Source organism: Caulobacter sp. GSs2 (genome assembly GCF_058680895.1).
Genome location: NZ_CM178725.1, coordinates 2,261,282 through 2,273,026 on the forward strand (window position 1 = coordinate 2,261,282; position 11,745 = coordinate 2,273,026).

Genomic DNA, 11,745 nt, shown 5'->3' on the forward strand with positions numbered 1-11,745 from the left:
AATAGCATGCGGTTTTCGGCGACATTCTGCGCGGCCCTCGTTCTGGCGGCGGCGTCATCGCCCAGCTGGGCCCAGGACTATTCCCAGTATTCCGACGCCGCGGTCGAGCGCGAGCTGGCCGAAAAGGTCGATGTCGAGATGTTCTCGATGGTGCCCATGCGCGACGGTGTTCGCCTGGCCACCAATGTCTATCGCCCCAAGGGCGTGTCGGGTCCCCTGCCCACCATCCTGGTCAAGACCCCGTACAACGAGCTGAGCTACAAGGCCGGCAGCAGCCGCGCCGCCCTCGACGCGGTCAAGCACGGCTATGCGCTGGTGCTGCAGAACGAGCGCGGCCGGTTCTATTCCGAGGGCGACTGGGAAATCCTGGGTCGGCCCCAGACCGACGGCTACGACACCCTGAGCTGGATCGCCCAGCAGGCCTGGTCCAATGGCAAGGTCGGCACGCGCGGTTGCTCGTCGTCGGCCGAATGGCAGCTGGCCCTGGCCGGCCAGAACCATCCGGCCCATGCCGCGATGGTGCCGATGGCCTCAGGCGCCGGCATCGGCAAGGTCGGAGAGTTCCAGGAGCAGGGCAACTGGTACACCGGCGGCGTGCCCCGCAGCCTGTTCTTCGTCTGGCTCTACGGCGTCGACAATCCGCTGCGTCCCCAGCCCCCCAAGGGCCTGGACTCCAAGATGATCGCCCGCATCGCCAAGTACAACGATCTGGCCCCCACCAAGCCGCCGGTAAACTGGCCGTCGCAGATCAAGCATCTGCCCGTCGACGCAATCCTGAAGGACCTGGGCGAGCCGGCCGGAACGTTCGAGCAGCTGATCGGCCATGACGGCCCGGCCGACCCGGCCTGGCGCAAGGGCGGGCTCTATCACGACGACAAGGGCTGGGGCGTCCCGGCGCTGTGGTTCAATTCCTGGTACGACGTCTCGATCGGCCCGAACATGGCCCTGTTCAACCACGCCCGGACGGTGAATTCCGACAAGGAAGCCAGCGCCAACCAGTTCGTGGTGGTCACCCCCACCAACCACTGCGCCTACAGCGCCAAGGTGCTGACCGGGCCCTACAAGTCGGGCGACCGGGCCCTGGGCGAGATCAATTTCGACGCCGACAAGGAGGTCTATGCCTTCTTCGATCGCTGGCTGAAGGGCGACACGGCGGCCTTCCCGTCGACCACGCCGCCGGTCCGCTACTACGCGATGGGCGCCAACCGCTGGAAGCAGGCGGCCCAGTGGCCGCCGGAAAACAGCGCCCCGATGCGCCTGTATCTTCGCTCGAAGGGACGGGCCAACGGTCTGAACGGCGACGGCCAGCTCAGCACGACGCCGCCCAGCGGGGCCGAACAGCCCGATCGCTATGTCTATGATCCCGCCAATCCCGTTCAGACGATCGGCGGCGGCGACTGCTGCAACGGAGGCCTGGTCACCGCCGGCGCCTTCGATCAGCGCACGATCGAAGCCCGCGACGACGTGCTCGTCTATACCAGCGAGCCGCTGACCGAGGCGATGGAGGTGACGGGCTTCGTCCGCGCCGTGCTGAAAGTGTCCTCGGACGCCAAGGACACCGATTTCGCCGTCAAGCTGGTCGATGTGGCGCCGGACGGCACGGCCTATATCCTGGGCGACACCATCATGCGCGCCCGCTATCGCGACGGCTACGAGACGCCGAAGATGATGACCCCGGGCGCGGTGCACGCGATCAAACCCACGCCCATCACCACCAGCAACACCTTCCTTCCCGGCCATCGCATCCGGGTCGAGATCACCTCGTCCAACTTCCCCAAGTTCACCCGCAACCTGAACACCGGGGGCGACAATGAGCGCGACACCGCCTTCGTCGTGGCCCGCAACGCGATCCACCACGCGCCCGGCGAGGAATCCTATATCGAGCTGCCGGTCGTGAAGCCGAAGTAAGCCGCCCTGGCCTCTCGTCCCGGCGAAATCCGGAACGGGAGGCGATCGAGGCGCGCGCGCCTAGCCACCACCCCTCCGCCGAACGATCAGCGCTGACAGATAGCTCTCCATCAGCAGCACGAACTCGTCCTCCAGCGCGGCCGGCGACAGGGCAAGGTCGGGTTCGGCCGCAGCGGCGCGCAGCAGGCCGGCCACCGCATGGGTCAGGACGAACAGGGACTCCGGCGAAAGGTCGAGGTTCAGTTCGGCCCGGCCGCCGATCGCCGCCAGGAAGGCCTGGTGATGATGGGCCATCACCGCGTCGCCACCGCGATCGAACAGGGCGTCCAGCAGCACCTTGCGGGTTTCGGGCGAGCCCTCGAAGGTGGTCATCAGGGCCTGGACGATCGGCCGGACGCTGCCCAGTTGCGGGGCCGCGATCAGGGTCTGGGCGATCTTGCCGCGCGCGGCCTCTGCCCGGCGCTGGGCCATGGCCGCCAGGATCTCGGCCTTGCCGCCGAAATACTGATACAGGGTGCCGATGCTGACCCCGGCCCGTTGGGCGATGTGGTTGGTGGTCAGGCTCTCCAGACCGCCGGCCTCCAGAAGTTGAAAGGTCGCGTCGAAGATCGCCTCGACCGTGGCCTCGGCCCGGGCCTGACGGGGCGTTCTCCTAGACTTTTCCGTCACTTGCCGGCTTCCTTCGCGCGACGACCGCTCGCCGGGCAAGGCGAGTAGAAACATGAGCAATGCTTACATAACCTGACATCTTGGGCGAGGGGCCATCCGTCGCAAGGGATTTCGAGCATGAACGGCACGATCGAACAGGTCCGCGCCCGGGTCGCCGACCAGAAGACCCGACAGCCGGAACTCTATGGCGACATCGACTTCACCGTGACGCCCGAGCGGTTCACCCAAGATCCCGCCGACAGCATCGCGCCGCGCACCGTCAAGGGCGCCGAGCCGACGGCGGAACATTTCGATCTGGTGCGGGCCTACACCCTGCTGGGCGACCGAGTGGCCGACGCCTATGCCGGCCTGATGCCGCAGCACGGGTTCCGGGGCCTGATCGCCATGTTGACCAAGGCCTGTGACGAGGGACTGGAGGCCGTGCCCGACGCCCCGCCCGAGCTGGTCGCCTTCATCCGCAACATGGAGCAGGTTCCCGACTGGGTCGACATGGATCTGGTGCGCGAGGGCGCGCGGCTGGACCGCAACGCCGCCGCCAACCTGTCGCCCTTCGCCATCCGGGGGGCGTTCGTCGCCACCTTCATGAACAAGTATGCCGCCCTGCCCATGGCCCTGACCGGAACCCTGGGCCACGAGACCGCCGCGCGGCGGGTCAATGAAACGGCCAGCTTCTTCACCACCACCCTGTTGCCCGACGCCCTGGAGCGGCATGGCGCGGGCTTCAAGGCCGCAGCCATGGTGCGGCTGATGCATTCGATGGTGCGGTTCAACGCCCTGCGCCGGCCCGGGGCCTGGGATTCGAAGGTCTATGGCGTGCCGATCCCGCAGGTCGACCAGATGCCGGCGGGCCTGATCCCGATCTTCCTGCTCAGCTACAAGCTGCTGGCCCGGGGTCGCACCACCTTCACCCCGGCCGAGCGGGCCCGGGTCGAGCTGAGCCGCTATCGCTGCTACCTGCTGGGCCTGCCCGAGGACCTGCTGGCCGACACGCCGGTCGGCGTGGTCCAGACCATGACCGCCCGCAACCAGACCCTGCGCCGGGGCTTCGACGACGAGACCTGCGGCGCCCTGGTCAGGGCCACCCTGGCGGCCTATCTGCCGCCCGACCGCTCGTGGCGCAATCGCCTGTTCGACACGGTCGAGCGCGGCTTCGCCAAGGTGTTCTTCCTGCGCCAGTTCATGGGCGGCGACGTCGGCGCCGCTGAGCGGATGGGGGTGCGCATCACGGCCGGCGACCGCGCCCTGTTCCTGCTGGTCGCCGCGATCGTCACCAGCCGCATGGCGGCCTATGACCTGGCGCTGAAGATTCCTGGCCTCAAGGATCTGGCCGACCGCGACCTGGTCGCTCAGCTGCGCCGGCACCTAGTCCGCTATGGCCATGCCGAGTTCACCACCGATGCGGCGCAGTACCGGCCCACCACAGGCGGCCAGCGCGAAATCGCGCTTCCAAGGGGCGATGGCGCAGCGCGCCCCGGCCAAGGCGCGGATGGAGGGGTGTTTCCCCGGCCAACGCCGCAGGCCCCCTCCTGACCGCTACGCGGTCGTCCTCCCCCTTGTCAGGGGGAAGATGAAACGCGCCGACCTCATCTTCCCCCTCCGGGGGAAGACGGCTGCGAAGCAGCCCGTAGGGGGCAAGTGCGGGGATGCAGCGCAGTCTATCCCCGTACTTTCCGGGGCCGAGGTCAACAAAATCAACCGCTTGTAAAATAGTTGATCGCGCCAATCCTCGGCGCTCAAACCTCCCGCATAATCATAGCTGTCCCTGTCGCAGGGGGAGGCGCCTGGATCCGGCCCAACAGCGGCGATGGGGATGGAGCTGAGCGGGGCCGCGCGGTCACGCGGCGAGGACGAAGGTGGTCTGTTCGTTGGATAGATCCGGGACCACCGGAGGCCTCGTCGGAGGAACAGCGCGGAGCAACAGGGCGAGGGATCGTAAACCCGCCTATCGCGCATCGTCGGGGGTCGAGACGGTTAGCCGATCGACCTTGGTGCGCGCCCGTACGGGGGCTCTTGGGTATCAGAGCTGAAACACGCTCGCTTGGCCCAATCCTCACGCAAGAACAGCTTCTGCGAAGCGGACAGGTCGAGCCGAAACGCAAACAACACATCACGGTCATCCGGGTTCGCCCCGGCCGCTTCGCGCCTCCCCGACTAGCTCAGCGAGTATTCGCGTGAGGCTAAGAGCCCGTGTCCGCCAGACTTGCCCCCTACGGGTCGCTTCGCGACCGTCTTCCCCCGCAGGGGGAAGATGAAACGCGCCGACCTCATCTTCCCCCTACGGGGGAGGACGACCTGCGCAGCAGGTCAGGAGGGGGCCAGTTCAGCCCCCAGGAGCGATCAGCTTTGCAGCTCAACCAGGCCCAGCTTCACCCACACGGCCTTGTCCTTCAGGGTCGACTGGATCCATTCGACATGCACCGCGCGCTCGGCCTCGGTCGAGCGGGGGGCCAGCGGACGAGGCCGGGCGCCATAGGCGCCGGCCTGCAGCTGGGCGGTCATTTCGGCGGTGACCACCGCCGTCAGTTCCAGGGCGCGTTCCTTGCCGCCCTGCAGTTCCAGATAGACCTCGGCCAGCAGGTGAGCGTCGATCAGCGCCCCATGCTTGTCGCGGCTTTCAAGGCTGATCTTGTAGCGTTTGCACAGGGCGTCGAGCGAATTGTACATGCCCGGAAAGCGCTTCTTGGCCATGGCCAGGGTGTCGACCCAGCGGGCCTCGGGCAGGGCGGGCCGGCCGCACTTTTCCAGCTCGAAATTGACGAAGCTTCGGTCGAAGGCGGCGTTGTGGGCCACAACGACGGAGTCGCCGACGAACTCCAGGAACTTGTCGGCGATGGCCTCGAACCGCGGCTTGCCGGTCAGAAACTCGATCGACAGGCCGTGAACCTTCTGGGCCTCGGCCGGCATGTCGCGCAGCGGGTCGCAATATTCATGGAACGAGCGGCCGGTCGGCATGAAGTCGACCACCTCGATACAGCCGATTTCGACCAGGCGGTCGCCGGTCTTCGGATCAAAACCGGTGGTTTCGGTGTCGAGGATGATTTCCCGGGCCATGCCGATTCAATGGGCCGGTTCGGCGGCCCCTTCAAGTCACGCAGGTTGTCGCAGGGTCGCCAGGATCTGACGAACCTGTTGATGGGCGTGCTCCAGCCCCTGGCCGGTGTCGATCACGAAGTCGGCCCGGGCCCGCTTCTCGGCGTCGGGCAGCTGGCGGGCCAGGATGGCGTCCAGCTTGGCCGCGTCCATGCCGGGCCGGGCCAGGACCCGCTGGCGCTGGACCTCGGCCGGGGCCGAGACCACCACCACCTTGTGAACCCGCTTGTCGCCGCCGGTCTCGTACAGCAGGGGCACGTCCAGCACGACGATGTCCTTGCCGTCGGCCGCCGCTTTTTCGAAAAAGCCGATCCGGTCGGCGCCGACCAGCGGATGGACGATGGCCTCCAGCCTCTTCAGGGCTTCGGGGTCGCCCATCACGACGGCGCTCAGCCGGGTCCGGTCGATGGCCCCGTCAACCACCACGCCGGGAAAGGCCGCCTCGACCGGGGCCACGGCTGCGCCGCCGACCGCGTAGAGCGCATGCACAGCGCCGTCGGAATCATAGACGGGTACGCCCTCCGCCTCGAACATCGCCGAGGTGGTCGACTTGCCCATGCCGATGGAGCCGGTAAGGCCGATGATGATCATGGTTCAGGCCTCGCCCAGCAGGTTGAGCGCCAGGCCTCGCACGTCGACCGACGCCGGCGGGGCCTGGCCATAAAAGGCTTCAAAGGACGGGACGGCCTGGCGCAACAGCATTTCCAGGCCATCCACCGTGCGCCGGCCCAGGGCGTCGGCGCGCTGGAGAAATTCGGTGCGCAGCGGCTTATAGACCATGTCCATCACCACCGCGTCGGCGGGGGTCAGGTCCAGGGGCGCCGCGGGACCCTCGCCGCCGCCCAGGCCTAGCGAGGTGGCGTTGATGATCAGACCCGCGTCGGCCAGCAGATCGGGCAGGGCGGCTTCATCAGCGGCGACCACCCTGGCGCCGAACGCCATGGCCAGCGCTTCGGCCCGGGCCAGGGTGCGGTTGACGATCCGCACCTGCGGCGCGCCCGCCAGCAGCAGAGCCGCGACCGCGCCACGCGCCGCGCCGCCGGCGCCCAGGATCACCACCGGCGCCGCAGTGACATCGAAGCCCGGCGCCTGGGCGGCGATGGCGGCCAACAAGCCAGGGCCGTCGGTATTGTCGGCCCGGATCGTTCCGTCAGCCTCGAAGATCAGCAGGTTGGCGGCGCCGGCCATGCGGGCCAGGTCGCTGGCGGTGTCGGCCGCCGCCAGGGCGCGTTCCTTGAAGGGAATGGTGACGTTCAGGCCGCGAATGGCTCCGCCGCGCAGGCCGTCAACGAAGGCTTCAAAGCGTTCCTCGATCGGGGCGAAGGGCACATAAGTCGCGTCGAGGCCGGCGGCCGCGATCCAGGCATTGTGGATCACCGGGCTCATCGAGTGCTTGACCGGCGCGCCGCAGACGCCGGCGACGACCGCCGCGCCGGTGAGGGTCGAACTCATGCCTCGAGGGCTCCATGAAGACGCAGGAAGTCCAGCAGCCCCACCAGCGGCAGGCCCAGGATGGTGAAATAGTCGCCGTCGATGGCGTCGAACAGCTGGACGCCTTCGCTCTCCAGCTCGTAGCAGCCGACGCAGTGCAGGATGTGCTCGCCGCGCCGCGCCAGATAGCCGTCCAGCCAGGCGTCGCTGAACGAACGGACGGAAAGCTTGGCGCTCTGGACGACGCGCCAGATCGGCTTGCCGTCGCGAGCGACCACCACGGCCGAGTGCAGCTTGTGGGTCTGGCCGCGCAGTTCCAGCAGCAGGGCGCGCGCCTGGTCGAGCGACTCGACTTTGTCGATCAGCCGGCCGGCGAAATCCAGGGTCTGGTCGGCGCCGATCACCAGGCCGGGCCGCTTGGTCGAGACCTTGACTGCCTTCAGCTCGGCCAGGGCGTCGGCGACCTCGCGGGGGCTGGCGCCCTCGGCCAGGAGCCCGGCCTTGGTCGCCTCTTCGTCCACACCCGCGACGACGGCTTCGAACGCGATCCCGGCATTGCGCAGGATCGCCTGGCGGGCCGAGCTCTTCGAGGCCAGGGTGACCGGGGTGCGGCTCATCCCAGAACCTCGACCTGGCCGCGACCGCCTGACAGCAGGTTGATGATCGCCGCCGCCGTTTCTTCCACCGAGCGGCGGGTCACGTCGATGATCGGCCAGCCCATCTTCTCGAACAGGCGGCGGGCGGCGATGATCTCGCTGCGCACCGCGTCGGTGTCGATATAGTCGCTCTCGCGGTTTTCCTTCAGCGACAGCAACCGGTTGCGGCGGATCTGGATCAGCCGGTCGGGCGAGGTCATCAGGCCGACGATCAGGGTGTTTTTCAGCTCGAACAGCTCGGTGGGCGGCGGGCGGCCCGGCACCAGCGGCACATTGGCGGCCCGCACCCCGCGATGGGCCAGATAGATGCAGGTCGGGGTCTTGGACGTGCGCGACACGCCCACCAGGATCACATCGGCCTGGGTCAGGTCCTGGCCGCCCTGGCCGTCATCATGGGCGATGGCGTAGTCCAGGGCCTCGATACGGTCGAAATAGTCGTTGTTCAGCGCGTGCTGCGCGCCCACCCGCGTGGAGATCCGCGCGCCCAGATAGCGCGACATGGCGCTGACCACGGGATCCAGGGCGGCGATGCAGGGCATTTCCAGCCGCCGGCAGCCTTCCTCCAGCGCCGAGCGCAGGTTGGGATCGATGATGGTGTGCATCACCACCCCCGGCGCGCCGGCGATCTCTTCCAGCGCCCGGTCAAGCTGACGGGTGGAGCGGACCAGGGCGTAGATGTGTTCAATCGGCAGGATGTCGGTGAAGCGGGCGCAGACGGCCCGGGCCATCGCGTTGAGGGTTTCACCGGTCGAATCCGACACCAAGTGGATATGGAAATAGGTCGCGAAGCGCGGCGCCGGGCGATCTTCGCCAAGCCCTCCGGCCGAAGCTTCCTGTGGATCATCCGTTAACGGTTGCTTAACCACTTGGCCTGCCTCTGGGGACGCGTGGGCGCCAAAGCCGTCCCGAAGCGTCATGTCATGGCGCCGCTGTGATCAACGGCCATATTGACCGCGTAACATCCCCAAGCCGAAGCCGCATCCCTGGATATTGGATCATCGCCATCCCATGTCCGGGGACGAATGGTTAACGAGGTCTGAAGGACGGCGAGGCGCGTTAAGAGTTCATTAAGGAACCTAAGGCCCTAGCCATCCATCCCCATGATTAACAGGGCGCCGTCCCCATGTGGGGGATCATGGGCATAAGGGAGGATGGCGTGTGAGCGGTGACGATGGCGGAGCGGTTTTCCCCAGTTCCCACTTGCCCTGCCTCTCCTGCTTCCAAACTTAAGATCTTATTAAGAAATGGAAGATTGGCCTTCGGACTTGAGCCCAAGGGCCGGACGGGATTTAAGGCCTGCATGAACGCCTCGAACCTGATCACCCCGACCCCGAAGCTGCTCTCGGTCCTCGCCGGACAGACCGCCGAACGCCCGCCCGTCTGGTTCATGCGGCAGGCGGGTCGCTATCTGCCGGAGTATCGGGCCGTTCGCGCCACGACGCCGGATTTCATCAGCTTCTGCTTCGATCCCGAAAAGGCCGCCGAGGTGACGCTGCAGCCGATGCGGCGCTTCCCCTATGACGCGGCCATCGTGTTCGCCGACATCCTGCTGATCCCGGGCGCCCTAGGCCAGAAGGTCTGGTTCGAAGCTGGCGAGGGTCCGCGCCTGGGCGAAATGCCGTCCATCGAGTCGATGGCCGAGCTGGCCGCTGATGCGGGCGCCAGACTGTCGAACATCGGCGAGACCCTGCGCCGCGTCCGGGCCGCGCTGGACCCAGAAAAGGCGCTGATCGGTTTCGCCGGCGCGCCGTGGACCGTGGCGACCTACATGATCGAGGGCGGTTCCAGCGACCGGACCGGCGCACGGACCTACGCCTACCAGAACCCTGAAAAGCTTGACCAGCTGATCGCCGTACTGGTCGAGGCGACGATCGACTATCTGGTCATGCAGGTGAACGCGGGGGCCCAGGCCCTGAAGCTGTTCGAAAGCTGGGCCGAGGGGCTGTCGGAACCGCAGTTCGAGCGGCTGGTCATCAAGCCTCACGTCGCCATCGTGCAGGGTTTGCGCGATCGGGGCGTGACCGTGCCGGTGATCGGCTTCCCTCGCGGCGCGGGCGCCCTGGTGGAAAACTATGCGTCGGTGGTGCCGGTGCAGGGCGTGGCCCTCGACACCCAGGTCAGCGCGGCGATGGGTCAGCGCATCCAGAAGATCAAGCCGATCCAGGGCGCACTGGATCCCCTGCTGCTGCGGGCCGGCGGCGATGAGCTGCTGCGCCGGGTGGACCAGATGATCGAGCAGTGGGAGCAGGGCCCCTACATCTTCAATCTGGGTCACGGCATCCTGCCCGATACGCCCATTGCCCATGTCGAGCAGGTCCTGGCCCGGGTGACCGGCAAATGACCACCCGCAAGAAGATCGCCGTTGTCCTGTTCAATCTGGGCGGACCCGATGGCCCGGACGCGGTGCGGCCGTTCCTGTTCAATCTCTTTCGCGACAAGGCGATCATCGGCGCGCCGGCGATCATCCGCTATCCGATCGCGGCCCTGATCTCGACGACCCGGGAAAAGAGCGCTCAGGCCAATTACGCGATGATGGGCGGCGGCTCGCCCTTGCTGCCCGAAACCCAGAAGCAGGCTGCCGCTCTGGAAGCCTCGCTGGCTGAGGCCATGCCAGAGGCCGAGACCAAGTGTTTCATCGCCATGCGCTACTGGAAGCCTTTGACCGAAGAGACGGCCAAGGCGGTCAAGGCCTGGGCCCCGGACGAGATCGTTCTGCTGCCGCTCTATCCTCACTTTTCAACCACGACGACCGGCTCGTCGGTCAAGGCGTGGAACAAGGCTTATCGCGGCCCGGGCAAGGCGCGGACGGTCTGTTGCTATCCCACCGACGACGCCCTGATCGAGGCGCATGCCCGCCTGATCCGCGAGGCCTATGACAAGGCCGGCAGCCCCAAGCCGGCGCGCCTCCTGTTCTCCGCCCATGGGCTGCCCGAGAAGGTCATTCTGGCCGGCGACCCCTACCAGAAACAGATCGAGGCCACGGCCGCCGCCGTCGCGGCCCGGCTGGGCGAGGGCTGGGACTGGAAGGTCAGCTATCAGAGCCGGGTCGGCCCGCTGAAATGGATCGGCCCCTCGACCGACGATGAAATCCGCTCCGCCAGCCAGCAGGGCCTGGCCCTGGTGGTGACGCCTATCGCCTTCGTCTCCGAGCATATCGAGACCCTGGTCGAGCTGGATCACGAATATCGCGAACTGGCGGTGGAAGCCGGCTGTCCGGCCTATATCCGCGTTCCGGCCCTGGGGATCGAGCCCGGCTTCATCGCGGGTCTGACCCGGGCGGTGGTCGACGCCTTGCCCCGCCAGGGCGTGGCCCCGGCCTGCGCCTGGCGCTGCGCCGGTGACCGCAGCCAGTGTCCCCGCACGAAAGGCGCTGCAGCGTGACGGATTTCCTGGTTCAGAACTTCAACGTCTTTCGCGGCCTGCACATCCTGGCCGTGATCGCGTTCATGGCCGGCATGCTCTACCTGCCGCGTCTCTACGTCTATCACACCAAGGCCACGCCCGGTTCCGAGATGGACGAGACGTTCAAGGTGATGGAGCGTCGGCTGCTGCGCGGTATCATCAATCCGGCGTCGATCCTGACGCTTGTGTTCGGCCTGGCCCTGATTATGGCCGACGGCCAGATTCGCGGCTGGGACTTCCTCCTGCAGCCCTGGATGCTCACCAAGCTGGTGGCCCTGGTGGGCCTTTATGGCTGGCACGGCTTCCTGTCGGCGTCGCGGCGGAAGTTCGAGCGGGGCGAGAACACCCGCTCGGAAAAGTTCTGGCGGATCACCAATGAGATACCGTTTGTGCTAGCGATCATCATCGTCATCTCGGTGACGACCAAGTTTCTGAACCACTAGGCCGGACCTCAGCAGGGCGCGGCGCTTGACCGGCCCCTTCGCATGTGGTTCCCATCCCGTCAGGCCTGATGCGCTGCGTCAGGCCTGAACTCTCTCACGGACTGGCGCCCGTCCTGGCGCGCCCCCTGGAGCCTGGCTCCGAAGGT

At 67.0% G+C, this 11,745-nt stretch carries 11 protein-coding genes; 5 read left to right on the forward strand and 6 right to left on the reverse strand.

Annotated features, from left to right (window positions below):
* The first annotated feature begins 6 nt into the window (after positions 1-6).
* Positions 7-1,908 carry a CocE/NonD family hydrolase gene (locus ACW17Z_RS11025; RefSeq protein ID WP_492056035.1) on the forward strand — a complete coding sequence of 634 codons (1,902 nt, stop codon included), beginning with the start codon at positions 7-9 and terminating at the stop codon, positions 1,906-1,908.
* Positions 1,909-1,968: 60 nt separating this feature from the next.
* Here ACW17Z_RS11025 and ACW17Z_RS11030 read toward each other — a convergent pair whose 3' ends face one another.
* Entirely contained in the window at positions 1,969-2,577 is a 609-nt protein-coding gene (locus ACW17Z_RS11030; RefSeq protein WP_492056036.1) for a TetR/AcrR family transcriptional regulator, read from the reverse strand.
* 117 nt (positions 2,578-2,694) lie between these two features.
* Between ACW17Z_RS11030 and ACW17Z_RS11035 the strand changes: the two genes are divergently transcribed.
* Complete coding sequence (locus ACW17Z_RS11035; protein WP_492056037.1) at positions 2,695-4,107, forward strand: oxygenase MpaB family protein; 1,413 nt, start codon at positions 2,695-2,697, stop codon at positions 4,105-4,107.
* Positions 4,108-4,914: 807 nt separating this feature from the next.
* Here the strand turns inward: ACW17Z_RS11035 and dnaQ are convergent.
* From dnaQ to ACW17Z_RS11060, 5 genes are read right to left on the reverse strand one after another with little or no spacing between them, the layout of a single operon-like run.
* Positions 4,915-5,628: a DNA polymerase III subunit epsilon gene (dnaQ, locus tag ACW17Z_RS11040; protein WP_492056038.1), complete on the reverse strand. Its 714-nt coding sequence runs from the start codon at positions 5,626-5,628 to the stop codon at positions 4,915-4,917.
* A gap of 36 nt (positions 5,629-5,664) precedes the next feature.
* Positions 5,665-6,258: a dephospho-CoA kinase gene (gene coaE / locus ACW17Z_RS11045; protein ID WP_492056039.1), complete on the reverse strand. Its 594-nt coding sequence runs from the start codon at positions 6,256-6,258 to the stop codon at positions 5,665-5,667.
* Positions 6,259-6,261: 3 nt separating this feature from the next.
* On the reverse strand, positions 6,262-7,119 hold the full coding sequence (gene aroE, locus ACW17Z_RS11050; RefSeq protein WP_492056040.1) for a shikimate dehydrogenase: 858 nt from the start codon (positions 7,117-7,119) through the stop codon (positions 6,262-6,264).
* Positions 7,116-7,715 carry a Maf family protein gene (locus tag ACW17Z_RS11055; RefSeq protein ID WP_492056041.1) on the reverse strand — a complete coding sequence of 200 codons (600 nt, stop codon included), beginning with the start codon at positions 7,713-7,715 and terminating at the stop codon, positions 7,116-7,118. Before ACW17Z_RS11055 ends, aroE begins: the two co-directional genes overlap by 4 nt.
* Positions 7,712-8,620: a pyruvate, water dikinase regulatory protein gene (locus ACW17Z_RS11060; RefSeq protein ID WP_419319333.1), complete on the reverse strand. Its 909-nt coding sequence runs from the start codon at positions 8,618-8,620 to the stop codon at positions 7,712-7,714. Before ACW17Z_RS11060 ends, ACW17Z_RS11055 begins: the two co-directional genes overlap by 4 nt.
* Positions 8,621-9,054: 434 nt before the next feature.
* Between ACW17Z_RS11060 and hemE the strand changes: the two genes are divergently transcribed.
* Genes hemE through ACW17Z_RS11075 form a run of 3 tightly spaced genes read left to right on the forward strand, consistent with a single transcriptional unit; the run spans position 9,055 to position 11,599 of the window.
* Entirely contained in the window at positions 9,055-10,095 is a 1,041-nt protein-coding gene (hemE, locus tag ACW17Z_RS11065) for a uroporphyrinogen decarboxylase (protein ID WP_492056042.1), read from the forward strand.
* Positions 10,092-11,135 carry a ferrochelatase gene (gene hemH, locus ACW17Z_RS11070; protein WP_492056043.1) on the forward strand — a complete coding sequence of 348 codons (1,044 nt, stop codon included), beginning with the start codon at positions 10,092-10,094 and terminating at the stop codon, positions 11,133-11,135. The genes hemE and hemH overlap by 4 nt, the downstream gene beginning before the upstream one ends.
* The gene (locus ACW17Z_RS11075; protein ID WP_492056044.1) at positions 11,105-11,599 is read left to right on the forward strand and encodes a CopD family protein; all 495 of its coding nucleotides are present in this window, start codon (positions 11,105-11,107) and stop codon (positions 11,597-11,599) included. Before hemH ends, ACW17Z_RS11075 begins: the two co-directional genes overlap by 31 nt.
* Positions 11,600-11,745 lie beyond the last annotated feature (146 nt).